This is a genomic window from Pseudoxanthomonas sp. P4_B2 (assembly GCF_056402315.1).
Genome location: NZ_JBFUHQ010000003.1, coordinates 69,213 through 94,188, shown reverse-complemented (window position 1 = coordinate 94,188; position 24,976 = coordinate 69,213). Strand labels below are relative to the sequence as shown.

The following is a 24,976-nucleotide window of genomic DNA, read 5'->3' as shown; positions in this document are numbered from 1 at the left end:
GAATCTCCAGGATTCAGGGACGGTGCCGACGCAGGTCGTTGAGTAGTGCAGCGTCCCCAACGGCGCCAGCGTAGCGCGCTTGGACGAAACGGCGGCTGAGCGGAATCAGCGCATCGGCCGACTGCGGCCTGGCCTTGACGACGCGTTCGGCCCAATCCAGAGCCGGCTCGTGCGGCAGCCGTCCCAGTCCCACCCGCGCATAGCACAGGCCCAACCTATGCCATGCGCGCAGCAACGGGTCGCGTTCCCGTTCTCCGCGCGCCAGCAGCCAGCCCATCCATGCCAGTGCCGACAGTGCGAAAACACCGAACAGCATGCCCAGGCGTCCCCCATCCAGCCGATCCATGCCGAAGGGCTGCAACAAGCGCTGCTGCCGCTCGGCGTTGAAGCCGAGCACCAAGTCGTTCCATCCGCGTCGCATCCAATCGCTGAAGCCGTCCAGCGTCGCCAACTGGCTGCCCAACCCGCCGGTTCCTGCTCCCAGCCTGTCTTCAATGGTGTCGTAGATGCGTTCGGGCGCCACCGCAGCGGTCGGGTCTACGCGTACCCAACCGCGTCCCGCAAGCCACACTTCGGCCCAGGCATGGGCGTCCATGTTCCGCACCACCCAGTAGTTTCCGAACGGGTTGCGTATGCCGCCGGCAAAGCCGGTGACCACGCGTGCGGGAATTCCCGCTGCGCGCATCAGGACCACGAAGGACGAGCTGAAATGCTGGCAATAGCCTTTTTTCTCGTCGAAGAGGAATTCGTCGACTCCGTTGCGTCCCGGCAGCGGCGTATCCAGCGTGTATCCGAATTCGCGTTTCACCCAATCCAGCGCGCGCCGCACGATCGCGCCGTCGTCCGTTCCCGTTTCGCGTCGCCATTGCTGCGCAAGCGCCACGGTGCGCGGGTTGTAGCCGACCGGCAGGGCCAGCGCGTGTTGGCGTGTTGCGGCGTCCAGTCGAACCTGAAATGTTGCCGGTGGCGAAGACTGAAGCCGCCAGTGTGTCAACGCGTTGAGGGGAGTGGCGGAGTACAGGCCATAGTCCTGCGAAAGAAAGGCGCCGGACGGCGCAGCGCGCGGCAGGTCCAAGGCCACCAACTGGCGGCGGTCGGTGGGTTCGAATTCGATCTGGTAGTCCCAGCTGCTGTTCCTGCTGCCGACCGGTTGGGCCGGAAGCTGCCGCATCCAGCGAGGCTGGGTCCAACTGCGTCCGTCGAAATCCCAAAGTACCGGGCCACGCCAGTACATTTCCTGCGGTGCGGGAGGCGGGCCGAAGAATTCCGCGCGTAGGGCCGGCGTATCGTCCGCCATCAAATCCAGCCACTCGCCGGGCGTCATCTCATCGGAAAGGCCTGGACGGCCAAGCGCCCTTTCCGGAACGCCCCACAGCGGGGAACCGAGACGCGGAAATAGCCAGAACATGCTCAAAGCCAGGGGCAGGCCTATGCCCACCAGCTTGCCCACCGCTACCAGCGTGGGTAACGGTTTCATGCCGCTGGACAGCGAGTCCGATTCCACATCGGCCAGCCGTTGCAGGGTCACCAGTGCGCAAAGGACCGATAGCAGTCCCAGCAGCATCGTTAGCGGGCCCTGATCGAGCAGGAAGGCCGAGAAAGGGGCGAACAAGGCGAAACCGATGAGGCTGCGCGCGTCGCGCAAGGTGGAAGTTTCCGAGGGTTTGATGGCGATCATGGCCGCTAGCAGCGCGCAGCCGGTGTCGCGGCCGAAGCGGAATCCCATTTGCGAGAACACCGCGGCCAGCACCAACAGCGCCAGCAGCAGGCGCAGGATCGCTGGCATCGGCTTGCGCCAGGAAAGGGCGGTAACCAACATCGCGGCCAGACCGATCGCCGATGCTAGCGCTGCAGGAATCTGCATAAGCAACGGCAAAAGCGCTAGCGCTGCGGTGGCCAGCGTCCACAGGCGGCTGCCGTTGTCTATCCGGTCGCGGGAAGAATCAGTGGCCATTGCCATGCGGAAACTCAGCGTATGGAAGCTCGGCATGCGGCAGCAACGACAGCGCGCGTAGACAAAGATGCCGATGCGCGGCTCCCTGTCCGGGGCCCAGCACCGGCTGGCCGGGTAGATGCAATCGATAGCGGCGCCCTTCGCGTTCGGCCAGATCTACCCAGTGGGCAAGCCGGCTGATGCGTTGCTCGACGGCGAGGGGCGCAAGCGTCCGCCAGTCCAGGCTGACCTCGACCGCAAGCGGCTGCTCGTATTCGCGCACCATCAGCGAGTCGCGACGGGCGGAGGGTTTCCATGCGATGGCACGACGCGGGTCGCCTGCGCGGTAGCTGCGCAAATGATGCACGTCATCGCCAGCCGGGTTCAGTCGGGAATGACTGGCGCTGCCGTCGCCCAATGGCAGGGGCGGGCCCTGCGTTTCCGGTACCGGATAAATCAACATCGGTTGATCAGGCCAGACCCATGCCCATGCCAGGGCCAAGCCCAGGGGCTGGGTGGTGGAAATACGGAGGCGGCCCAATTCCAACCAACCGCGTCGTTGCGTATCCATCGACAGGGTGACCGCTGTGGGTTCGCCGGCCGACAAGATCGCGCTCGCCCGTTTTTCACCGCATCGCAATTGCAGGCCACGGCGGTTGCGCGCGTCGCTTGCCGAAAGCGCGATATGCAGCTGAAGCGGATTGCCCGCGGCGACCGGTTCCGCAGAGATCGCATCGATGCGAAGGCCCGATAGCTGCAGGTGCGCGGCGATGAGGCTTGCCAACGCGGTAGCGCCTAGCAGCAGCGCCAGCATCAAGGCGGGATTGTTGTTGTAGTTGAGCGCACCGAGCAGCATGGCGAACAACAACGCGCCGAAGAAGAGCCCGAAACGCGAAGGCAGCACGTAAACCCGGCGGCGGTCGAGTTTCACCGGCAACGCTTCGGCGGCGCGCGGCCGCGCCAGCAGCGCGAAGCGCGTCGCCAGGCGTTCGCGTGGCGTGGCTTGCATCGCGCTCAGTCCACAGCCACCGCATGCAGGATCGATTTCGCCAGCGCCTGGGTGGACGAGGCCTCAGCTTCCGCAACCAGGCGGTGCGCGGCCACCGCCGAAAACAGCGCCTGCACATCTTCCGGCAACACGTGGTGCCGCCCCAGCAACAACGCATACGCACGCGCCGCCCGCAACAAGGCGATGCCGGCGCGTGGCGACAGGCCCACGCGCACGCCCGGATGCTGGCGGCTGCGGGCCATCAATGCCTGCACATAATCCACCAGCGCGCCGCTGGCATGCACCTCATTGACCGCAGTACGCAATGCGAGCACATCGCCGCTGGACAACAATGGTTCGGTCTGGGCGATCAATTCGCGGCGATCGCTTCCTGCCAGCAGCGCGCGTTCCGATTCCGCATTCGGATAACCCAGGGTCAGCCTTAGCAGAAAGCGGTCCAACTGCGAATCCGGCAGCGGATAAGTGCCCGACAAGTCCACCGGGTTCTGGGTAGCGATGACGAAGAAGGGATCCGGCAAAGGCCGGGTCATGCCATCCAGGGTGACCTGGTGCTCGGCCATGGCTTCCAGCAAGGCGCTCTGCGTTCGTGGCGGCGCGCGATTGATTTCGTCCGCCAGCAACACGTGGGTGAACACGGGGCCGGGATGGAACTGGAACTGGCGCGACTGCGCGTCGTAGACCGACACGCCCAAGACATCGGCCGGCAACAGATCCGAAGTGAACTGCACGCGCTGGAAACCGAGTCCGAGCGTCGCGGCCAGCGCATGGGCCAAGGTGGTCTTGCCTAGGCCGGGGAGATCCTCGATCAGGATATGGCCTCCGGAAAGCAACGCTACGAACGCCAAGCGGACTTCCTGGGACTTGCCCAACACCAGCGAATTGACTTGTTGTTGGGCGGACTTCAGGGCCGCATGCAGCGCATCGGGTAGCATTTCGCGTGCGGGTGGTTTGGCGAGCATCGTTTTTCCGAGTTCCTTTCAAGGAAGTCTAACGGCATGTGGGACCAAAAAATGCAAGATGTGACATGCAAGATATAAGGCGCGCGCAACGTACCTTCCTGCTGCTGTGGACAGTGGTGACCGCGATCAAGCTTTTGATCGCGGCGCGTCTGCCGTTGTTCGTGGATGAGGCGTTCTACTGGCAGGAAGGCCAGCATTTCGCGGCGGCGTATTCCGATCTTCCGGGGTTGACCGCGTGGATGACCCGGCTGGGAACGGAGATCGGCGGCCAGCACGTGCTCGCCCTGCGTGCACCGTTCCTGTTGCTTGCGGCTTTGCTGCCTTGGCTGATCACCCATATCGCGAGCCGCTGGTTCGGCGAGGCGGTCGGCTGGCGTGCGGGAAGTTTGGTCGTACTGATGCCGTTGGCAGGCAGCCTGGGCATCCTGGCATTGCCGGACGTGCCGATGGCTTTCGCCACGGTGCTCTGCCTGGATGCCGGCGCCCGTCTGCTGCGCGAGATCGACGCCGCCTCCGCCGCCGAACTCGCGCTGGGTCTGACCATCGGCGCCTTGAGCCATTACCGTTTCATAGGCGTGATCGGCGTGGGCATGATCGCGCTGGCGCTGTTGCCGCAGGGCAGGCGGGTATTGCGCGATCCGCGTGTCTGGGTAGCGCTGGCGCTGGGCATCGCGGCATGGGCGCCGTTGGTAGCATGGAACCTGGAAAACGCCGACGCCGGCCTGCGCTTCCAACTTGTCGACCGCCATCCCTGGGCGTTCCAGTCCACCGGATGGTGGTTCCTGGTGGTGCAGGCCGGGCTGGTCACGCCATTGCTGTTCTTCGCCTTGATCCAGGTGTTCGTACGCTCGTTCCGGGCAGACGATGGAATGCCGGCGCAATGGCGCTACTTCGGGCTGTTGGGCGGTGTGTCCACCCTAGGGTTCTTCCTGCTGGGCTTTTTCGCCGATGTGGAGCGAGTCAGTTTCCACTGGCCGTTGCCGGGTTATCTGCCGCTGCTGATTGCAGTACCCGCGTTGCTGCGCGAATGGCCGCGTGGTTTACGTATCGCGACCTGGGTCTTGAGTGGGGCGGGACTGCTGATGGTGCTGGGGTATTACCTGGTACTGTCCACGCCGCAGTGGCGCGAGCAGTTCGCGGCGGAAAAGTTCTATCCGGCGAACTTCGCAGGCTGGGAAGAGCTGACGACCGCCGTGCGCGAAGAGCAGGCCAGGCTAGCACCCGGCACCACGCTGCTCGCCGATAACTTCAAGTCCGGCGCCGAGCTGGGATTCGCGCTCGACAACGCACGTATCGCCGTGCTCGACCATCCGCTCAACCAGAAACACGGGCGCGCACCGCAACTGAGATTATGGAAGCTGGAAAGCGACGGCAGCCGCAACGCACCCGCTCTGCTGGTGGTGGGAAGCGGCGATGTGCAGTACAAGTCGTTGCTGGAGTACTACCACCAGCTATGCAAAAAAGTGGGTCCGTTGCCGCCGCCGCGCGTGGTCAACGTGGACCACGGCCACCAGCGCTTCCTGCTGTTCGCCTTGCCCGCAGAAAAAAACAAAGGGCCCTGCACGCTTCCAGCGTTCGCTTGGATCGACACGCCCGAGAGCAAGGCCTCGACCGGGAAAAAATTCCAAGTCGCAGGCTGGGCGTTCAAGGACGGCGTGGGGTTGAAGGGGGTGGAGATCCTGCTGGACGGCAAGCCGGTGGCCAAGGCGCGTTACGGGCTTCCCAGTGGCGGAACCGCTGCGTACTGGAAAATCTCTACCGATCCGTATCATCCGGCGGTCGGCTTCAGCGCGGCCGTCGATCTGACCGCTGCCAAGCCCGGCCGGCACTGGCTGGGATTGCGATTGCACGGACGCGACGGCAGTGTGGAGGACTGGTCTGAGCAGCCCCTGGATCTGGCGGAATAATCAGAGTCAAGACAAGAACTGTCAGGGCAGCTCAAACCCGGCGCCGCGCAGCATTCTCGAGAGTGCGATCAGGGGCAAACCGACCAAAGCGGTGGGGTCTTTCGACTCGATATGCTCGAACAGCGCGATGCCGAGGCCTTCGCTCTTGAAGCTGCCGGCGCAGTCGAACGGTTGCTCGGCATCGACATACCGCTCGATCTCGTCGGCCCGCAGGTCGCGGAAGCGTACGCGGGTGGTATCCAGGGTCTCCAGCGCTGGCTCATCTCCCCGCAGCAGGCAAACCGCGGTGTGGAAGGCGATCTCCCGCCCGGACATCGCGCTGAGCTGGGCGAGGGCGTTTTCACGGGTTCCGGGCTTTCCCAGTGGTTGCATGTCCAGCGCGGCCACCTGGTCGGAACCGATGATCCAGGCATCGGGATGCTGATCGGTAACGGCCTTCGCCTTGGCCCAAGCAAGCCGTTGGGCCAGCGCTGTCGGGGCTTCCCCGGGCAAGGGAGCTTCGTCCACGTCGGGCCGGGCGATATGGAAGGGTAGCCGCAGCCGTTCAAGCAGTTCACGGCGATAGCGGGAGGTCGAGGCCAGGATCAGCGGCATGGGCGCATTCACAGTGGGAGCGGGCATTCACAGCGGGCCGGGCATTCTGCCGGCGCCCGTCAGGACCGGCAAACCTGATCATGGTTGCGTTTCCGGGTTTGACAGCTCGGCCCGGCATCCTTAATATTCAGCGGCTTATGTCCGTGAACGTGCCCGAGATGTTGGATGTTTGGCGCATGGTTGCGGCCAGGCGGAGTTTCGAAGGTCGGGTGCCGCTGTCTTCGTTGGCGCGTGTGCGGGACCTGCTGTTCGATACCGAAGGCGAAGTCGATTTCGTCTTGCAGTTCGACAGCGACCCCTTGCTCAAGGTGGCTTACGCGGAGTTGCGGATCGATACGGCGTTGCCGCTGGAATGCCAGCGCAGCCTGCAACGGTTCCTGCTTCCGGTGCACATTGTGCAGCGTCTGGGGTTGATCCGGGACGAAGCCGACGAAGCGGCATTGCCGCCAGATTACGAAGCGCTGCTGGTGCCGGAAGACGGCACGCTGCGGTTGCTGGATCTGGTGGAGGACGAATTGGTGCTGGCCGTTCCTGCGGTGCCGATGAACCCGGAATCCGACGCGGTGGATCGCGAATGGCCCATTCCGGAAGAAGAATTGGCGAAAGCCAGCCCGTTCGCGGCGCTGGGTTCACTGAAGAAAAACTGACCTCCCGCAGGGCGGTCGGCAACATCAACAAATACGCAATACAGCGAATCAGTTCGGAGCAATACCATGGCAGTGCAGAAATCCCGCGTCACCCCGTCCCGTCGTGGTCAGCGTCGTTCGCACGACAGCCTGACCGCCAAGCAGCTGGCCACCGATCCGACCAGCGGTGAGACCCATATCCGTCACCACGTGACCGCTGACGGCTACTACCGCGGCAAGAAGGTCATCGCGACCAAGGCCGACACCGTCTCCGACGAAGATTGATCCGGTCGCGCGCCTTCCCGGCGCGCGATGGTTGAAATCGGTGCGGATCAGAGTGACTGGCCCGGCATGGGCCACCAGCAGGAGCGGGCATGAGCGAGCGTGATTCGAACGGGCGCGTATATGCCCGTATCGCCGGTACCGGCAGTTATCTACCCGAGAAGCTGCTGACCAACGACGACCTGGCCAAAACGGTCGACACCAGCGACGAATGGATACGCAGCCGCACCGGCATCCGCGAGCGCCACATCGCCGCGGAAGGCGAAACCTCGGGCGATCTGGGCTACCACGCCGCGGTTCGCGCGCTGGAAGCCGCGGGCGTGGATGCGTCCGAGATCGACATGATCGTGGTCGGCACCACCACGCCCGACCTGATCTTCCCCTCCACCGCCTGCCTGATTCAAGCTCGTCTGGGCGCGATCGGCTGCGCCGCGATGGACGTCAATGCGGCCTGTTCCGGTTTCGTCTACGCGCTCAGCGTGGCCGACAAGTTCATCCGCTCCGGCGACGTCAAGACCGCGCTGGTCATCGGTACCGAAACCCTTAGCCGCATCGTCGACTGGACCGAGCGCACCACCTGTGTGTTATTCGGCGATGGCGCCGGCGCCGTGGTGCTCAAGGCCGACAGCGAAACCGGCATCCTCAGCACCCATCTGCATGCCGACGGGGCCAAGAAGGAGCTGCTGTGGAATCCGGTCGGCGTTTCGGTCGGTTTCAAGACCGATCAGCCGAACTGCGGCGCCCGCATCAACATGAAGGGCAACGACGTCTTCAAGTACGCGGTCAAGGCGTTGGACAGCGTGGTCGACGAAACCCTCGAGGCCAACGGCCTGAGCAAGCACGACCTGGACTGGCTGATCCCTCACCAGGCCAACCTGCGCATCATCGAAGCCACGGCCAAGCGCCTGGAAATGCCGATGGATCGCGTGGTCGTCACCGTCGACCGGCATGGCAACACTTCTTCCGGTTCGGTGCCCTTGGCATTGGACGAAGCAGTGCGTTCGGGTCGCGTGCAGCGCGGCCAGCTGCTGTTGCTGGAAGCCTTCGGCGGCGGTTTTACCTGGGGCTCGGCGCTGGTGCGCTACTGACTATTCGCGCTATTCGCGCCCCAGATTCAACCTTGGCGTTTGAAGAACTGCACCTCGCGCTCGTGTTTTTCCGCCGCTGCGCGCGTTTTAAACGTGCCTAGATTGCGGCGCTTGCCGGTGTCCGGATCCTTCTTGCGCGAATACAGGCGGAACTCGCCGGTAGCCAATTTTCTGATCATCTCGCGTCCTCTCGCAGGTCGTACGTGGTGCGATGGCAGCAGAGGCGAAGTAATCGCGCCGTGATGAATCCCTCCCGATCCTGTGAAGTATCCGCAGACCGACGATACGCACGGGTACAGACGATGTGGACCGTTCGCCTTTATCATTCACGCCGAACTCAACGGGATTGACCAGTGACTCCACGACTTCACGCCGACCCTACGCTGGCCTTCGTGTTCCCGGGCCAGGGATCGCAATCGCTGGCGATGCTGGCCGAACTCGCGGAAATGCATCCCATCGTTCGTGAAACCTTCGTCGAAGCCTCCGATGGCGCCGGCGTGGATCTGTGGGCGTTGTCGCAGAGCGGTCCGGAGGAAATGCTCAACCGCACCGAATATACCCAGCCCGCGCTGCTTGCGGCCGGCGTTGCGGTATGGCGCGCCTGGCAACAACAGGGTGGGGCGGTTCCCGCATTGCTCGCGGGCCACAGTCTTGGCGAATACTCTGCGCTGGTCGCGGCCGGCGCGCTTTCGCTGCACGACGGCGCGCACTTGGTGCGTCTGCGCGGACAGCTGATGCAGGACGCCGCGCCCGCGGGCGTCGGCGCCATGGCCGCCGTGCTCGGCGCCGACGACGATCTTGTCGCGGAAGTTTGTGTGCAAGCCTCTGGCAGCCAGGTCGTGGTGCCCGCAAATTACAACTCGCCCGGACAGATCGTGATCGGCGGCGACGCCGATGCGGTCGATCGCGCGATCGTGTTGCTGACCGAACGTGGCGTGCGCAAAGTGGTCAAGCTCGCGGTCAGCGTGCCATCGCACACGCCGCTGATGCGCGAAGCCGCAAATCGCCTGGCCGAGGCCATGCGCGGCATGGCCTGGAAGGCGCCTGCGTCGCCTGTCGTGCAGAACGTGGATGCGCAGGTGCATGACGGTATCGACGACCTGCGCGATGCGTTGGTACGCCAGCTCTATCTGCCGGTGCGTTGGACCGACTGCACCCTGGCATTGGCCGCGAGGGGCGCCACGCGTTTCGCCGAATGCGGACCGGGCAAGGTGCTGACCGGTCTGATCAAGCGCATCGACAAATCACTCGAAGCAAGATCGCTGGCCACGCCCGGCGATTTCCAGTCCGCATTGGAAGAATGGAAGCAGGCATGAGCGACGCACAAACACTGAAGGGCGAAATCGTCCTGGTCACCGGCGCTAGCCGCGGCATCGGCGCGGCCATCGCAGACGAACTCGCTGCGCAGGGCGCGACAGTGATCGGTACGGCGACTTCCGAATCGGGAGCCAGCGCGATCGGCGCGCGCCTCGCCGCGCAGGGCGGGCACGGCCGCGAATTGGATGTTACCGATGCGACAGCGGTGGAAGCGCTGATCGATGCCATCGGCAAGGAATTCGGCGCAGTCTCCATCCTGGTCAACAACGCCGGCATCACCCGCGACAACCTGCTGATGCGGATGAAGGAAGAAGACTGGCAGGCGATTCTGGACACCAACCTTTCCAGCGTTTACCGCACGTCCAAGGCGGTCGTGCGCGGCATGATGAAGGCGCGCAAGGGCCGCATCATCAACATCGCTTCGGTGATCGGCGTGACCGGCAATGCGGGGCAGGCCAACTATGCGGCGGCCAAGGCGGGCATCATCGCCTTCTCCAAATCGCTAGCCAAGGAAATCGGCAGCCGCGGCGTTACCGTCAACGTGGTCGCGCCGGGTTTCATCGACACCGATATGACCCGGGCGATGCCAGAGGAAGCCAAGAAGGGTCTGATCGACCAGATCGCACTCGGCCGTCTGGGCGAACCCGCCGATATCGCACGCGCGGTCGCGTTCCTGGCCGGGCCGTCGGCCAGCTACATCACCGGCGAAACCCTGCATGTGAACGGCGGCATGTATATGCCGTAACACATTTGCCGTGTAAGTATTTGATTAAATGGCGATTGCGGGGGTCTGCACCGGATCGCCGGTTTCCACTAAACTACTCCCCGTTCACTCAACTCCGTCTGGAGCCAAAACCAATGAGCAGCATCGAAGAACGCGTCAAGAAGATCGTCGTAGAACAGCTTGGCGTCAAAGAAGAAGAAGTCACCACCAGCGCATCGTTCGTCGATGACCTCGGCGCCGATTCGCTCGACACCGTGGAGCTGGTGATGGCGCTGGAAGAAGAGTTCGAGTGCGAAATCCCGGATGAAGACGCCGAGAAGATCACCTCGGTGCAGCAGGCCATCGACTACGTCAAGGCGCACGTCAAGGCGTGAGCTAGAAGTTTCGATGAGTCGTGCCGGGGCCGCGCATGCGGCCCCGCGCATTTGTGGCGCCACAGTGCGCCAGCGTAGGGTGTAAGAGAAGGCAAGAGGAACCGTATGAGCCAGCGTCGCGTAGTAGTCACGGGTATGGGCATGATTTCGCCCTTGGGCAACGATCTGGCCAGCAGCTGGGATGCCATCGTCAACAGCAAATCGGGTCTGGGCCCGATCACGTCCTTCGATGCCTCGCTGTTCACCACGCGTATCGCCGGCGAGATCCGCAATTTCGATCCGACCCTCTACATGTCGCCTAAGGACGTGAAGAAGATGGATGCGTTCATCCATTACGGCATCGCCGCGTCGCTGATGGCGATGGAAGATTCCGGCTTGGAAGTCACCGAGGAAAACGCGGAACGTATCGGCGCGATCATCGGCGCCGGCATCGGCGGGATCCTCGGCATCGAGGAGCAGACGGCCAAGTACATCGAAGGCGGTCCGCGCAAGATTTCGCCGTTCTACATCCCCAGCACCATCATCAACATGCTGCCGGGCCAGCTCAGCATCATGAAGGGCATCAAAGGACCGAGCTTCTCGGCCGTGTCCGCTTGCGCCACTTCCAACCATTCCATCGGCATGGCCATGCGCATGATCCAGTACGGCGATGCCGACGTCATGATCGCCGGCGGCGCCGAGCGCGGTTCTTCGCCGACATCGGTGGGCGGGTTCTGTTCCATGAAGGCCATGTCCACCCGCAACGACGATCCAGCGGCGGCTTCGCGGCCATGGGATCGGGATCGCGATGGTTTCGTCCTCGGCGACGGCGCCGGCATCCTGGTCATCGAGGAATACGAACACGCCAAGGCGCGCGGCGCGCGCATCTATTGCGAACTGGCCGGCTTCGGCGCCAGCTCCGATGCTTTCCATATGACCGCTCCCAGCGAGAACGGCGAAGGCCCGGCACGCTGCATGGCGATGGCAATGAAAGACGCCAAGATCAATCCCGATCAGGTCGAGTACCTCAATGCCCACGGCACGTCCACGCCGCTGGGCGATCTGGCCGAAACCCTGGCGATGAAGCGCGCGTTCGGCGACCACGCCTACAAGACGATGGTCAGTTCCACCAAATCGATGACCGGCCACTTGCTTGGTGCGGCCGGCGGCGTGGAAGCTATCTTCTCGGTGTTGGCGATCGACCGCGGCATCATTCCTCCGACTATCAACCTGGAAAATCCGGGCGAAGGTTGCGATCTGGACTACGTGCCTAACGTGGCGCGCGAGAAGAAGATCGATGTGGCCATGTCGAACGGCTTCGGCTTCGGCGGTACTAACGGCACGCTGGTCTTCAAGCGGATTTGATGCTGTTTCCCTTCTCCTTTGGGAGAAGAGCCTGCCCCGTACTTGATACGGGGTGGCGCGAAGCGCCGGATGAGGGTGCGGCGGAGCTATCGATGCCTGCGCCATTGCTATTCCACCGCACCCTCACCCCAACCCCTCTCAGCCTTGCACACCCTTCGGGCGCCGACGGAGAGGGGCTTACGACACCATGATCGAATCCCGCGCACTACCTCCCGACACCGATTTGCTTGCCCTGCATCGGCAAGCGCCTTCGCGCTATCCAATGCTGCTCGAATCGGTCGCTTCGGGCACCGCGCAGGGACGCTGGGATCTGCTGCTGGCCACCAATGGCGGTGGTCTGCAGTTGGACGCGCAGGGACGGACCAGTACGCTCGCGGGGCAGCCGGTCGAAGGCGACTTCCTCGCAGCGCTCGACAACGACTGGCAGGCCAGCCGCATTCCGCGCGAAGAGCCGCGCTGGCCGTTTCGCGGCGGCTGGGCGCTGTTGCTGAATTACGAACTGGCCGGGCAGGTCGAGCCCGTACTTGCGCTGCCGAAGGGCGACGCTGCGGTCCCGGTCGCGCTGGCGCTGCGTTGCCCCGCGGCGGTTCTCCGCGATCGTGCCAGTGGCGAATGCGTGGCCCTGGCCGAAACCGACGCGACGGTGCTGCTGGACCTCATTGCCGACGATGTCTCCGCCTCCCGACTCCAGCCCGCGTTGCCCGCCTGGCACGGCCCATCGGAGATCGCAGAAGACGCGCCGCAACGCTTCTTGGAGGGCGTGCAGCGCATCCTGCAATACCTCGCCGCTGGCGACATCTTCCAGGTCAACCTGTCGCGGGCCTGGCGCGCACGCTTCGAACAATCGCTCGATCCCGCGGCGCTCTATGCGCGCCTGCGCACCGCCAATCCCGCTCCCTTCGCCGGATTGTTTGCGGCAGGCGACTGGGCCGTGGCCAGTTCATCGCCGGAACGCCTGGTCTCGATCCGTGGCGACGTAGTCGAAACGCGTCCCATCGCCGGCACCCGGCCGCGGTTCGAAGGCGACGACGATGCCGAACGCATCCGCGAACTGGTCGGGCACCCGAAGGAGCGCGCCGAACACGTGATGCTGATCGACCTGGAGCGCAACGACCTGGGCCGCGTCTGCGAACCCGGCAGCGTGCAGGTGGATGAACTCATGACGGTGGAAAGTTACGCCCACGTGCATCACATCGTCAGCAACGTGCGCGGACGCCTGCGCAGCGAAACGACGCCGGGCGAGGTCATCCGCGCCACCTTCCCGGGCGGCACCATTACCGGCTGTCCCAAGGTGCGCTGCATGCAGATCATCGCGGAGCTGGAAGGCGCGGCGCGCGGCGCCTATACCGGCGCATTCGGCTGGCTGAATCGCGACGGCGACCTGGACCTGAATATCCTGATCCGCAGCGCAGAGATATTTTCCTCCGCGTCCGGTGGTACCGACGTCGTATTCCGCACGGGAGCGGGCATCGTCGCCGATTCGGTTCCAGAGCGCGAACTAGACGAGACCCGCGCCAAGGCCCGCGGTGTGCTGAAGGCCTTGGGCATGTAGCACACCTAGTAGGTGCCGTCTTTCGGCGGTCCATCCGGAGAGCTCGCGCCCATGGGGGCGCTCCTAAATCAGGCGGCAGGCAAGGTATCCTGCAGCACGTACACCAAAATCGAGGGAAACCGTGTCCCCAGGATCCAAGCGCGGCTGCCGCTTCGTTCTCATCGTCCTTTTCCTGCTGTTGGCTATCGCCGCCGCCTGCGGTGCTTGGCTGTGGCAGCGATACGCCGGCTTCAGCGACCAGCCCATCACCGGATTGCAGACGGGCGACAGTGTGGTGGTCGCTTCCGGCGATTCATTCCCCAGCGTCCTGCGCAAGCTACGCGCAGCCGGTGTGGAACAGGGCAACGACCTGGAATGGCGCGTCTTGGCGCGGCGTCTGGAGGTCGCTAGCAGCCTGAAGGTGGGCGAGTACGCGCTGGATCCCGGCATCACCCCGCGCGACCTGTTGCTCAATATGCGCGACGGCAAAGTCATCAACTACCGCATCACCCTTGTGGAGGGCTGGAACATCCGCCAGTTGCGCGCGGCGATCAACGCGGCCACCCCGTTGCTGCATGAGACCAATCAGCTCGACGATGCTGCGCTGATGAAACTCCTGGGCCATCCGGGCCAGCACCCCGAAGGCCGTTTTCTGCCGGAAACCTATGTTTATTCGCGCGGCGATAGCGACGTGGATGTGCTCAAGCGCGCCTATGAGGCCATGGAGAAGGCGTTGGCGGAAGTGTGGAAGACGCGCGCCAGCGAATTGCCGCTGAAGTCGCCCGAGGAGGCGCTGATCCTGGCCTCGATCATCGAGAAGGAAACCGGACTGGCCTCCGAACGTCCGCAGATCGCCGGCGTGTTCGCGCGCCGGCTCAAGCTCGGCATGAAGTTGCAGACCGATCCCACCGTGATCTACGGCATCGGCAGCGGTTACGACGGCAACATTCGCCGCCGCGATCTGCTCACCGATACGCCCTACAACACCTATACCCGTACCGGTCTGACTCCCACGCCGATCGCCATGCCGGGCCTGGATGCCTTGCGCGCGGCGGTCAATCCGGCGCCGGGCGATGCGCTGTTCTTCGTCGCCCTGGGCAATGGCAGCGGCAGCCACATCTTCACGGCCACGCTGGGCGAGCACAACGCTGCGGTCGCCCGATATCTGCAACAGCTGCGTCGTCCGCCGCTGCCGGAAGAAGAGCCGCTGCAATGACCGAAGCCTTGTTGAAACATCCGCGTCTGATCAGCTTGGAAGGCGGCGAAGGCGCCGGCAAGACCAGCGCCCTCATCGCGATCCGCGACTTGCTGCAGTCGCGCGGGCACGAAGTGGTGCTGACCCGCGAGCCGGGCGGCACGCCGCTGGCCGAGCGCATCCGCGAATTGCTGTTGAGCCCGCAGGAAGAAACGCTGGCGCCGGAAACGGAACTGCTGCTGATGTTCGCCTCGCGCGCCCAACACGTACGCGAAGTGATACGTCCGGCGCTGCAGCGCGGCGCGTTCGTGGTCAGCGATCGTTTCACCGATTCCAGCTATGCCTACCAGGCGGACGGCCGCCGTCTGGATCGTGCGTTGGTGGAAGAGCTCGAACGCAAGGTAGTAAGGCTCAAGCCTGGCCTGACCCTGCTGCTGGATCTGGATGTGCGGGAAGGCCGGGCCCGCGCCAACGGCCGCGACCTGTGGCCGGACCGCATCGAAAGCGAACAGGACGATTTCTTCGAGCGCGTGCGCGAAGGGTTCCGCAAGCGTGCCTCGGCCGAGCCCGAAAGATTCCGCGTGATCGATGCCAGCCAGTCGCCTGCTCAAGTGGGCGCTGCGGTTTCCGCTGCGGTCTTGCGATGGCTGGAAAACGCGGCATGAGCGTTTCGTTCTCTCCCTGGCAACAGCGGGCCTACGACCACGCGGTGACCGCGTTGGAGGCGGGTCGCCTTGGCCATGGGTTGCTGATCTGCGGGCCTGAGGGCCTGGGCAAACGCGCGGTAGCGGACCGCCTGGCCCAACATGTGCTGGGCGGTAGCGAAGCCGCGACGCAGACGCGCAGCGCGCAATTGATCTCAGCGGGCACCCACCCCGATCTGCACCTGGTGTCCTTCGGCTTGACCAAGGACGGCAGCAAGCTACGCACGGAAATCGTGATCGACCAGATGCGCGAACTGTCGCAGAAGCTTTCGTTGACGCCGCAGTACGGCGTGGCGCAGGTGGCGATCGTGGATCCGGCCGATGCGATCAACCGCGCCGCCTGCAACGCGTTGCTGAAGACGCTGGAAGAACCTGCCGAAGGGCGCTACCTGTGGCTGATCAGCGCCCAGCCCGCGCGCCTGCCGGCGACCATCCGCAGCCGTTGCCAACGCCTGGAATTCAAGTTGCCGCCGCATGACGAGGCGTTGGATTGGTTGGTCGCCCAAGGACATTCCGGCAAGGACACGAAGGAGGCGCTCGAAGCTGCGCGTGGCCATCCCGGCTTGGCGGACGCCTGGCTGCGCGAAGGCGGCCTGGCCCTGCGCAAGGCCGTGGCGAGCGATCTGGACAAGCTCGAGCGCGGCGAGATAGCGGTGATCGAAACCGCTCAGCGTTGGTCCTCCGATGAGCATGCCAGCCTACGCCTGAGCCATGCCGCCGACCTGGTGCTGGCGCAGGCCGGGGAGGCCGGCTTGACCGATCCGGCCCGATTGCACAAGCTGGCGGCGTGGTTCGATGCCGCCAACCGCACCCGCGACCTGTTGCGTACGACCGTTCGCGGCGATCTTGCGTTGGTGGATTTGCTCTTGGCTTGGCGCGGTACGGACCGCGCCAGGGCCGCCAAAGGAGAACGGGAATGAATGCAGTGGCAGGCGGTGGACGGCAGGGCATTCTTTCGCTCGCGGTCAAAGACAAGGCAGCGCTCTACAACGCTTATATCCCGTACGTGAAGAACGGCGGCATTTTCGTGCCCACACCGAAGCGCTATTTCCTGGGCGATGAAGTCTTCCTATTGCTGACGCTACCCGATTCCAGTGAACGCCTGCCGGTCGCCGGCAAGGTGATTTGGGTGACCCCGGTAGGCGCACAGGGCGCCCGCACCGCCGGCATCGGCGTGCAGTTCGCCGATACCAACGAAGGCGAAGCGATAAAGAGCAAGATCGAGACGCTGTTGGCGGGCACGCTCAACGCCGACAAGCCTACACACACGATGTGAGGAAAAGCTCCGCGTCCGGGATCGGAAACCCGATCAGGGCGCGGTTTTGCGCACGAACTGCAAGTCGTACTCGTCTTTCGGCAAACCGAAGACATCGAGCACCAAGTCGACAGGGCGGATGCAGGCCGGAACGGCTTCACCCTTCTTGATTGGGTCGACCACAGTCTCCACTTCCGCGCGGATCAGTTTCCCCTGACGGATGACGTGCGCCGGACCTCCAAGCACTGATTCGCGCGAGCTTAGCCAGATACGTTGGCTGAACACAGCTCGGTCGTCCTTGAACTCGGTGACCAACGCAGCATCGTCGCTGCCGGAGCAGCCCTCGCTTTCGTTCACGGTCAGCAATGCCCTCAAGCGAACCTCGCTTGAGGATTGCACGGGGGCAGGGACCGGCTCGGCTTTGACTTCTGTTACCGGCGCAGAGGTGGCGATCAACAACAAGACAAACGTAATCATCGCGACCCCCAGATCCGTGTTGAGCAGGTGCTTGCGAATGCTAGAGCCCCTTGAACAGATTCCCCAGCAACAGCGTCACCAGTCCCGCGCACAAAATCCAGAACGCATATCCGGCCAGCGCCGGGATATAGCCCATCCGGGCCGCGACGCCGAGGCCGCCAAGCAAAAGGGAAAGGAAGAACATGCCCGTAGTCGGGGCGCTGAGATTGAACATGCAATGGATCCGTCTAGTGGGATGGAAATTATAAAAGCAGAGCGCCGCAACAGACGACGCTCACCTAATCAGACGGTGGGGCCGCGCAGCGTTGGCGAATCCCAGCCCGGCCGTGGCGCGAAGCGATCGCCGTAGCGGCCCTGCAGCACCTTGAGTTTCTCGACCAGCGAATCCGCCCCGGTGGCCTTGATGTATTCGATGGGGCCGCCGCGAAACGGCGCGAAACCGGTGCCGAAGATCACGCCCGCATCCAACAGGTCGGAGTCGCTGACCACGCCGTCGTGCAGGCAGGCGACGGCCTCATTAAGCAGCGGCAGCACCAGACGATCCTCCAAATCGGAAGGCGCCTGATAGTCCTTCGCCACTTCCGGCTTCACGGCTTTGCCGTTTTCCCACTTGTAGAGGCCTTGGCCGTCCTTCTTGCCGCGCTTGCCCGGCTCAGGCGGTGCGGACAGAGCGGCGGGAATCGGCAAGCCCAGGAACGGAGCCAGTTCCTTGCCGACGCCGGAAGCCACGTCCAACCCCACCGTATCGATCAGTTCGATCGGTCCCATCGGCATGCCGAACTTCACCGCGACTTTGTCGATCACCGGGCCTGGGACGCCCTCGGCGTAAGCGGTCACCGCTTCCAGCATGTAAGGGAACAACACACGGTTGACCAGGAAGCCCGGCGTGCCGGCCACCGGCACGGCCAGCTTGTCGATCGCCTTGCAAAAAGCGGCCAGGCGTTTCTCGGTTTCGGGGGCCATGCCGTCGTGGCGGATGATTTCCACCAGCGGCATCTGCGCGACCGGATTGAAGTAATGCAGGCCTGCGAATTGCGCGGGACGCTGGATATGCTCGCGCAGCTCGGTCAGCGGAATGGACGAAGTGTTGGTGGTCAGCAAGGCATCGGCCTTCAGCTGCGGTTCGATGGCCTGGTACAGCTCGCGTTTCGCTTCCGGATTCTCGATGATCGCCTCGATCACCAGATCCGCATCCGCCACCCCCGCGCCGGTCAAATCGCTTTTCAGCCGCGCCGCCACTTCCGGGCGCTTGGCATCGTCCTTCACGCGCTTGTTGAACAGTTCCGTCGCACGGGTCAATGCGCCATCGATGAAGCGTTGTTCGCGGTCCTGCAAGGTGACCTCGAAGCCCTTGTAGGCCGACCAGGCTGCGATGTCGCCACCCATAACGCCGGCACCGACCACATGCACATGCGTGATCCCGTGATCCTTGCCGCCTTGGCTCTTGAGGCGTTCCTGCAGGAAGAAGATCCGGATCAGGTTGCGGGCGGTGGGCGTACTCGCCAGCTTGACCACGCCGCGACGTTCCGCATCCAGGCGAGCCTGGATGCCACTGCCGCCACTGCGTTTCCAGGTGTCGATCAGCCTGTAGGGGGCGGGGTAGTGCTCCTTGCGTGCTTTGCGCGCCACCTGCTTGGCCATCTGCGGCGCAAGGATCTGCCGCGCCAGCCAGGTATTGGTGATCCAGCCTAGGAAACGCTGCTTGAACGGGCGCTGCGTTCCCTTCTGCGCCAGCGCGACCGCTGCGTCCAAAAGCAGGGCAGGTTCCACCACTTTGTCTATCAGACCCATTGCGCGAGCCGCCGGTGCCGACACCGTACGTCCCGTCAGCATCAGGTCCATCGCTGCCGGCGCGCCGATGAGTCGCGGAAGACGCGCGCTGCCGCCCCAACCGGGGAAGATGCCTAGCATCACTTCCGGAAGGCCGATGCGGGTGGAAGGGTCGCTGGAAGCCACCCGATAACGGCAAGCCAGCGAAATTTCGGTGCCGCCGCCCATGCAATGGCCATGGATAGCCGCAACGGTGGGGCAGGGCAATTCCGCCAGCTTCTGGAACACGGCCTGGCCGCGGCGGATCGCATCGTTGACGATGCCCTTGCGGTCAAACTCCTGGAATTCCTTCAGGTCCGCGCCCGCGATGAAGCCAGCCGGCTTGGCCGAACGGATCACCACGCCCTTCGGTGGATCGATGGCGATGCGTTCGATCAGATCGCCCAGCTCGATCAGTACATCTTGCGACAGCGCATTGACCGACGCACCCTGGCGATCAAGGCTGAGCACTACGACGCCGTCCTCGCGCGACTCCGTCTGCCAATGACTGAATCGGAGCCCATCGAAGCTTGCTGCCATGATCAAACCATCCGTTCGCGTATGGGTAAGACGACTATCATCCCGAGGTTGTTTAACCCACGTCAAATCCCCACTAATTCAAAGGGACATGACCGGCGACATGGGCATGAACTTCGCGTTTAAGGTTAAATCCTTGATAAGGAAGCCGTTTAAGTCGGCTTCTGAACTTTTTTCCGCAATAGCGGTCACAGTGCTCGGTCATCAGCCGAGCCGACAGGAGTGCGGCCCGGCATGGCCGATGTGGATACACAAACAGATAAGGAAAGCACTCCACCACAGGAGTTGGACCTCGAGCTAGTCAGGCGTGTCCAGCGTGGCGACAGTGCGGCGTTCGATCTGCTGGTGCGCAAGTACCAGCATCGAATAGTCGCCCTGATCGGACGCTACATCCACGATTGGAGCGAGTGTCAGGACGTCGCCCAGGACACCTTCATGCGCGCTTACCGCGCGATCGGGAATTTCCGCGGCGATGCGCAGTTCTACACGTGGTTACATCGGATCGCAGTGAATACAGCCAAGAACCATCTCGTCGCCCATAACCGTCGCCCGCCGACCGATGACGTCGACGCCAGCGATGCCGAGCAGTACGACACCGGCAGCCGCCTGCGGGACACCGATACGCCGGAGCGGGAACTGATGCGCCAGGAATTGGAGCGCACGGTGATGAAGGCGGTGGACGCCTTGCCGGAAGAACTGCGGACCGCGATCACCTTGCGCGAAGTGGAGGGACTGAGTTACGAAGAAATCGCGCAGAAAATGGACTGCCCTATCGGCACGGTGCGTTCGCGCATCTTCCGTGCCCGTGAAGCCATCGATGCCGAACTTCGGCCTCTGGTCGATTCCGAAAGCGCCACCCGGGAGCGTGCCCGCACATGACTACCGACAAAATCGACAACCATTATTTCCAGCAACTGTCCGCCCTGATGGACGGCGACCTGCCGCCCGACCAGGCGCGTTTCCTGCTGCGCCGCATGGAACACGACACCGAATTGACTGGCTGCTGGGAACGCTGGCAGTTGTGCGGCGATGCGCTGCGCGGACAAGCGCAAGCGCCGGCCCCCGCCGGTTTCGCCGACCGCATCGCCTTGGCTATAGCGGCAGAGCCCATGCGTTCCGCAGCGAATGCCGCCTCTCCGCGAACCCGCAGCAACCTCGCCCGCTGGGGCGGCGGTGCGCTGGCGGCTTCGGTAGCGGCCATCGCTCTATTCATGGTGCGCCAGCAGGTTCCCGATGAAGCTCCTTCGCAGATGGCGCCCACGATAGCCAATCAGTCCCCGACCGCTACGCCGTCGTCCGCTGCTTCGCCGGATCCTGCGCTGCAGACAGCGGCTACGGTCACCGCAGCCAGTGTCGCGGTGGCCAGCGTTCCCCGCCGCCAAAACGACGCGCGGCGCAGTGCCACCCGTAGCCAGCAAGCCGCTCGCAATGCTGCGGCTGTGCGCAATGCGCCGGAACGGGCGGTGGCTGCGGCTTCGGTTCCGGTGATCAATGCGCTGGCCAAGGCGCCTACCGGCGCCGGCGTCAACGATCCCCGCGATTCTTTCTCGAACGTGCAGATCAACACCCCGGCCGCCCGTCCGTGGCCACGCGCGGTGCTGCCGCAATATTCGTCCGGCAGTGGCGCGTTCAATGCCGACTATTCGACCGACCGCGCCGCACAGACGTTCTATCCCTTCGAGCCTCGCTTGCCAGTCAATCCACCAGTCACTGCGCCCGAACCCGCTGCGCCGCGCGATCGCTGAAGCGGGTTGCCGGCCACCGAGTCGACGGCGAGCGCGAGCGAAGTGATTGCCGACCTACGATTTGCCACCTACCACCAATACTTATCGAGGCATGCGTTCGATGAATCCCAGTGTCCGTAATAGCCTGTTCGGCCTGTTGATCCTCACCACTCCCCTGGCAGCTTGCGCCCAGCAACCGTCCGCCGCGCCGCAGGGCGTCGCGCCCGCGGCGGTCAGCTCCATCGCACAGAGCAGCGCGCCGCAGATCGTTACCGGACTTCCGGATTTCACTCAGCTGGTGGAGCAGGTAGGTCCGGGCGTGGTGAATATCGAAGCCAAGATCGGCGCGCGTCAGGTCGCGAGCGAGCAACAGATGCCCGACGAGGAAGACATTCCGGAAATCTTCCGCCGTTTCTTCGGTCCGGGCATGCCTGGTGGGCCACAGGGACCACAGGGACCGCAACAGCGCCGTGGTACGTCGATGGGCAGCGGCTTCATCATTTCGCCGGATGGTTATGTGCTCACCAATCACCATGTGGTGGATGGTGCCGACGAAGTTACGGTGAAGCTTTCCGATCGCCGCTCGTTCAAGGCCAAGGTCGTAGGTAGCGACGAAGCCTACGACGTCGCTTTGCTGAAGATCGAAGCCTCGGGTCTTCCTTCCTTGCGGCTGGGGGATTCCAACACGCTCAAGCCCGGTCAGTGGGTAGTTGCGATCGGTTCCCCGTTCGGGCTGGACCATTCGGTGACCGCCGGCGTGGTCAGCGCGACCAGTCGAATGAATCCTTTCGCCAATCAACAGTACGTGCAATTCATCCAGACCGACGTCGCCATTAACCAGGGAAATTCCGGCGGTCCGCTTCTGAATACGCGTGGTGAGGTGGTGGGCATCAACTCGCAAATCTTCTCCGCGTCCGGCGGCTACATGGGCATCAGTTTCGCCATACCGATCGACTTGGCGGTTAGCGCTGCCGAACAGTTGAAGAAGACCGGCAAGGTGAGCCGTTCTATGTTGGGCGTGAGCATGCAGGCCGAAATCACCGATGCGGAAGCGAAAGGCCTGAATCTGCCCGATACGCGGGGCGCGTTGGTGGCCGGTGTGCAGGAAGGAAGCGGCGCAGCGAAGGCCGGCATCGAACCGGGTGATGTCATCACCGCTTTCAACGGGCAGAAGATCAACAGCCGCGAAGAGCTGCCGCCGCTGGTGGGGCCGCTGCCGGCCGGTAGCAAGGCCACGATCACGGTCATCCGCAACGGCAAGCCCCGCGATTTCACGGTGACCCTGTCGGAGCTCGATACCGGCGCCTTGGCCGCGCGCAGCGACGACGATGCCGATAATGCGGATGCCCCGGTCACGCCCGCCTCGGACCAACTCGGAGTGCAGGTGGCCAATCTGGATGCGCCGACCCGGCAGAAGCTCGGCCTCAAGCCGGGCGAGGGAGTACGCGTCGCCGGGGTCAGCCGTCAGCTGGCGATGGACGATCCGCGTCTCCGTCCCGGGCTGATCATCCTGCAAGTGGGCCGTACCCCGGTGGGAAGCGCCGCCGAGTTCGCCCGCGCCACGGCTGGAGCCAAAAAGGGCGATGTGGTCATGCTGCTCGCTCGCGACCCTTCGCCGGGCGGCGGCAGCCAGTTCCTCGCGATCACCGTGGGCGGAGAAGGCTGACGTAGATTGCGGCCCGCGCGCGTCCGGCCCGCCACCGGCGGGCGGGGCGGCTGCCGTGCGATAATGCGCCGTTATTCTTTCTGACGGCCCTTGCGGCCGCCCCCATGCAGCACATCCGCAACTTCTCCATCATTGCCCACGTCGACCACGGCAAGTCCACCCTGGCCGACCGCATCATCCAGCTTTGCGGCGGCCTCGAAGCCCGTGAAATGGAAGCGCAGGTGCTCGATTCCAACCCGATCGAGCGCGAGCGCGGCATCACCATCAAGGCCCAGTCCGTGTCCCTGCCGTATACGGCCAAGGATGGGGTGACCTACCAGCTCAACTTCATCGACACCCCCGGCCACGTGGACTTCAGCTATGAGGTCTCGCGCTCGCTGGCCGCCTGCGAAGGGGCATTGCTGGTCGTCGACGCCGCCCAGGGCGTGGAAGCCCAGTCCGTGGCCAACTGCTATACCGCGGTGGAGCAGGGTCTAGAAGTGGTGCCGGTGATCAACAAGATCGACCTGCCCACCGCCGACATCGAAAAGGTGAAGGCCGAAATCGAGGCGGTGATCGGTATCGACGCCGAGGACGCAGTGGCCATCAGCGCCAAGACCGGCCTCAACGTCGTCGACGTACTGGAAGCCATCGTCAAGCGCATTCCGGCCCCGGTGCCGCGCGACACGGACAAGCTGCAGGCGCTGATCATCGATTCCTGGTTCGACAACTACCTGGGTGTGGTCTCGCTGGTGCGAGTGATGCAGGGCGAGATCGTGCCCGGCACCAAGATGCTGGTCATGTCCACTGGCCGCACCCACCTGGTCGACAAGGTCGGCGTGTTCACTCCCAAGCGCAAGGAGCTGAAGAAGCTCGGTGCGGGTGAGGTGGGCTGGATTAACGCTTCGATTAAGGACGTGCACGGCGCGCCGGTCGGCGACACCCTGACTCTGGCCAGCGATCCGGCGTCCAAGCCGTTGCCCGGATTCCAGGAAATGCAGCCGCGCGTGTTCGCCGGCCTGTTTCCGGTGGATGCCGACGACTATCCGGATCTGCGTGAGGCGCTGGAAAAGCTGCGTCTCAACGATGCCGCGTTGCGTTTCGAGCCGGAAAGCTCCGAGGCCATGGGCTTCGGTTTCCGCTGCGGCTTCCTGGGCATGCTGCACATGGAGATCGTGCAGGAGCGCCTGGAGCGCGAATACGACCTCAACCTGATCAGCACTGCGCCCACCGTGGTCTACGAAGTGTTGAAGACCGACGGCACCATTCTCAGCCTGGACAATCCGTCCAAGCTGCCGCAGACCAACCTGATCGACGAAATCCGCGAGCCGATCATCCGCGCCAACGTGCTGACCCCGCCAGATTATGTAGGCAACGTCATCACCTTGTGCGAGGAAAAACGCGGCCGCCAGATCAGCATCAGCTACATGGGTTCGCAGGTGCAGATCAGTTACGAGCTGCCGATGGCCGAAGTGGTGCTGGATTTCTTCGACCGGCTGAAATCGGTATCGCGCGGCTACGCCTCGCTGGATTACCACTTCCTGCGTTTCGAGGCCGGTCCGTTCGTGCGTGTGGACACGCTGATCAACGGGGACAAAGTCGACGCGCTGTCGTTGATCGTGCACCGCCAGTACGCCGACCGCCGCGGCCGAGAACTGACCGAGAAGATGCGCGAATTGATTCCCCGGCAGATGTTCGATGTGGCTATCCAGGCCGCCGTGGGCGCGCAGGTGATCGCCCGCAGCACGGTCAAGGCGATGCGCAAGAACGTGCTGGCCAAATGCTATGGTGGCGATATCAGCCGCAAGAAGAAGCTTCTGGAAAAGCAGAAGGAAGGAAAGAAGCGCATGAAACAAGTAGGCAGCGTGGAGATTCCGCAGGAAGCTTTCCTAGCGGTGCTGCAGATGGACAACAAGTAGTCAATCGTAAACAGCAAAGGACA

At 63.7% G+C, this 24,976-nt stretch carries 25 protein-coding genes; 17 read left to right on the top strand and 8 right to left on the bottom strand.

What is annotated here, in order from left to right:
* Window positions 1-13 precede the first annotated feature (13 nt).
* Genes AC1DTQ_RS09100 through AC1DTQ_RS09090 form a run of 3 tightly spaced genes read right to left on the bottom strand, consistent with a single transcriptional unit; the run spans window position 14 to window position 3,901 of the window.
* Entirely contained in the window at window positions 14-1,954 is a 1,941-nt protein-coding gene (locus AC1DTQ_RS09100; RefSeq protein ID WP_477849667.1) for a transglutaminase TgpA family protein, read from the bottom strand.
* The gene (locus AC1DTQ_RS09095) at window positions 1,944-2,942 is read right to left on the bottom strand and encodes a DUF58 domain-containing protein (protein WP_477849239.1); all 999 of its coding nucleotides are present in this window, start codon (window positions 2,940-2,942) and stop codon (window positions 1,944-1,946) included. The genes AC1DTQ_RS09100 and AC1DTQ_RS09095 overlap by 11 nt, the downstream gene beginning before the upstream one ends.
* A gap of 5 nt (window positions 2,943-2,947) precedes the next feature.
* Window positions 2,948-3,901, bottom strand: a complete 954-nt coding sequence (locus tag AC1DTQ_RS09090; RefSeq protein ID WP_477849238.1) for an AAA family ATPase — start codon at window positions 3,899-3,901, stop codon at window positions 2,948-2,950.
* Between the two features lie 65 nt (window positions 3,902-3,966).
* Between AC1DTQ_RS09090 and AC1DTQ_RS09085 the strand changes: the two genes are divergently transcribed.
* Complete coding sequence (locus AC1DTQ_RS09085; protein ID WP_477849236.1) at window positions 3,967-5,808, top strand: ArnT family glycosyltransferase; 1,842 nt, start codon at window positions 3,967-3,969, stop codon at window positions 5,806-5,808.
* A 21-nt stretch (window positions 5,809-5,829) separates the two neighbouring features.
* Here the strand turns inward: AC1DTQ_RS09085 and AC1DTQ_RS09080 are convergent, their stop codons facing one another.
* Window positions 5,830-6,402: a Maf family protein gene (locus AC1DTQ_RS09080; protein WP_477849235.1), complete on the bottom strand. Its 573-nt coding sequence runs from the start codon at window positions 6,400-6,402 to the stop codon at window positions 5,830-5,832.
* A gap of 137 nt (window positions 6,403-6,539) precedes the next feature.
* Here AC1DTQ_RS09080 and AC1DTQ_RS09075 point away from each other — a divergent pair, with 137 nt between their 5' ends.
* The 3 genes from AC1DTQ_RS09075 to AC1DTQ_RS09065 all read left to right on the top strand — a co-directional run bounded on the left by AC1DTQ_RS09075 (window position 6,540) and on the right by AC1DTQ_RS09065 (window position 8,398).
* A complete protein-coding gene (locus AC1DTQ_RS09075) occupies window positions 6,540-7,049 on the top strand; it encodes a YceD family protein (protein ID WP_310093986.1) in 510 nt (169 codons plus the stop codon).
* A gap of 66 nt (window positions 7,050-7,115) precedes the next feature.
* Window positions 7,116-7,313 (top strand): 50S ribosomal protein L32, encoded by a 198-nt coding sequence (rpmF, locus tag AC1DTQ_RS09070; protein WP_477849234.1) that lies wholly within the window; start codon window positions 7,116-7,118, stop codon window positions 7,311-7,313.
* A gap of 89 nt (window positions 7,314-7,402) precedes the next feature.
* Complete coding sequence (locus AC1DTQ_RS09065) at window positions 7,403-8,398, top strand: beta-ketoacyl-ACP synthase III (protein ID WP_477849233.1); 996 nt, start codon at window positions 7,403-7,405, stop codon at window positions 8,396-8,398.
* Window positions 8,399-8,424: 26 nt separating this feature from the next.
* Here the strand turns inward: AC1DTQ_RS09065 and AC1DTQ_RS09060 are convergent, their stop codons facing one another.
* The gene (locus AC1DTQ_RS09060; protein WP_310093981.1) at window positions 8,425-8,577 is read right to left on the bottom strand and encodes a hypothetical protein; all 153 of its coding nucleotides are present in this window, start codon (window positions 8,575-8,577) and stop codon (window positions 8,425-8,427) included.
* 174 nt (window positions 8,578-8,751) lie between these two features.
* Between AC1DTQ_RS09060 and fabD the strand changes: the two genes are divergently transcribed.
* The 9 genes from fabD (at window position 8,752) to AC1DTQ_RS09015 (ending at window position 16,863) form a co-directional block, all read left to right on the top strand.
* The gene (fabD, locus tag AC1DTQ_RS09055; protein WP_477849231.1) at window positions 8,752-9,714 is read left to right on the top strand and encodes an ACP S-malonyltransferase; all 963 of its coding nucleotides are present in this window, start codon (window positions 8,752-8,754) and stop codon (window positions 9,712-9,714) included.
* Window positions 9,711-10,460: a 3-oxoacyl-ACP reductase FabG gene (gene fabG, locus AC1DTQ_RS09050; protein ID WP_477849230.1), complete on the top strand. Its 750-nt coding sequence runs from the start codon at window positions 9,711-9,713 to the stop codon at window positions 10,458-10,460. The genes fabD and fabG overlap by 4 nt, the downstream gene beginning before the upstream one ends.
* A 113-nt stretch (window positions 10,461-10,573) precedes the next feature.
* The gene (gene acpP / locus AC1DTQ_RS09045) at window positions 10,574-10,813 is read left to right on the top strand and encodes an acyl carrier protein (protein WP_093279723.1); all 240 of its coding nucleotides are present in this window, start codon (window positions 10,574-10,576) and stop codon (window positions 10,811-10,813) included.
* Between the two features lie 105 nt (window positions 10,814-10,918).
* The gene (fabF, locus tag AC1DTQ_RS09040; RefSeq protein WP_477849228.1) at window positions 10,919-12,157 is read left to right on the top strand and encodes a beta-ketoacyl-ACP synthase II; all 1,239 of its coding nucleotides are present in this window, start codon (window positions 10,919-10,921) and stop codon (window positions 12,155-12,157) included.
* Between the two features lie 187 nt (window positions 12,158-12,344).
* Window positions 12,345-13,709: an aminodeoxychorismate synthase component I gene (locus AC1DTQ_RS09035; protein ID WP_477849227.1), complete on the top strand. Its 1,365-nt coding sequence runs from the start codon at window positions 12,345-12,347 to the stop codon at window positions 13,707-13,709.
* Between the two features lie 121 nt (window positions 13,710-13,830).
* Entirely contained in the window at window positions 13,831-14,904 is a 1,074-nt protein-coding gene (gene mltG / locus AC1DTQ_RS09030) for an endolytic transglycosylase MltG (RefSeq protein ID WP_477849226.1), read from the top strand.
* Window positions 14,901-15,548: a dTMP kinase gene (gene tmk, locus AC1DTQ_RS09025; RefSeq protein WP_477849225.1), complete on the top strand. Its 648-nt coding sequence runs from the start codon at window positions 14,901-14,903 to the stop codon at window positions 15,546-15,548. Before mltG ends, tmk begins: the two co-directional genes overlap by 4 nt.
* Entirely contained in the window at window positions 15,545-16,507 is a 963-nt protein-coding gene (locus tag AC1DTQ_RS09020) for a DNA polymerase III subunit delta' (RefSeq protein WP_477849224.1), read from the top strand. Before tmk ends, AC1DTQ_RS09020 begins: the two co-directional genes overlap by 4 nt.
* Entirely contained in the window at window positions 16,504-16,863 is a 360-nt protein-coding gene (locus tag AC1DTQ_RS09015; protein WP_477849223.1) for a PilZ domain-containing protein, read from the top strand. The genes AC1DTQ_RS09020 and AC1DTQ_RS09015 overlap by 4 nt, the downstream gene beginning before the upstream one ends.
* A gap of 33 nt (window positions 16,864-16,896) precedes the next feature.
* Here the strand turns inward: AC1DTQ_RS09015 and AC1DTQ_RS09010 are convergent, their stop codons facing one another.
* From AC1DTQ_RS09010 to AC1DTQ_RS09000, 3 genes are all read right to left on the bottom strand, one after another.
* The gene (locus tag AC1DTQ_RS09010; protein WP_477849222.1) at window positions 16,897-17,304 is read right to left on the bottom strand and encodes a hypothetical protein; all 408 of its coding nucleotides are present in this window, start codon (window positions 17,302-17,304) and stop codon (window positions 16,897-16,899) included.
* A gap of 55 nt (window positions 17,305-17,359) precedes the next feature.
* Complete coding sequence (locus AC1DTQ_RS09005) at window positions 17,360-17,533, bottom strand: hypothetical protein (protein WP_310093957.1); 174 nt, start codon at window positions 17,531-17,533, stop codon at window positions 17,360-17,362.
* A gap of 68 nt (window positions 17,534-17,601) precedes the next feature.
* A complete protein-coding gene (locus AC1DTQ_RS09000) occupies window positions 17,602-19,668 on the bottom strand; it encodes a 3-hydroxyacyl-CoA dehydrogenase NAD-binding domain-containing protein (RefSeq protein ID WP_477849221.1) in 2,067 nt (688 codons plus the stop codon).
* 231 nt (window positions 19,669-19,899) lie between these two features.
* Here AC1DTQ_RS09000 and rpoE point away from each other — a divergent pair, with 231 nt between their 5' ends.
* The 4 genes from rpoE (at window position 19,900) to lepA (ending at window position 24,953) form a co-directional block, all read left to right on the top strand.
* The gene (gene rpoE, locus AC1DTQ_RS08995) at window positions 19,900-20,544 is read left to right on the top strand and encodes an RNA polymerase sigma factor RpoE (protein ID WP_477849220.1); all 645 of its coding nucleotides are present in this window, start codon (window positions 19,900-19,902) and stop codon (window positions 20,542-20,544) included.
* Entirely contained in the window at window positions 20,541-21,410 is an 870-nt protein-coding gene (locus tag AC1DTQ_RS08990; protein ID WP_477849219.1) for a sigma-E factor negative regulatory protein, read from the top strand. Before rpoE ends, AC1DTQ_RS08990 begins: the two co-directional genes overlap by 4 nt.
* Before the next feature lie 100 nt (window positions 21,411-21,510).
* Entirely contained in the window at window positions 21,511-23,055 is a 1,545-nt protein-coding gene (locus AC1DTQ_RS08985) for a Do family serine endopeptidase (RefSeq protein WP_477849218.1), read from the top strand.
* Between the two features lie 104 nt (window positions 23,056-23,159).
* The gene (gene lepA, locus AC1DTQ_RS08980; RefSeq protein ID WP_477849217.1) at window positions 23,160-24,953 is read left to right on the top strand and encodes a translation elongation factor 4; all 1,794 of its coding nucleotides are present in this window, start codon (window positions 23,160-23,162) and stop codon (window positions 24,951-24,953) included.
* Window positions 24,954-24,976 lie beyond the last annotated feature (23 nt).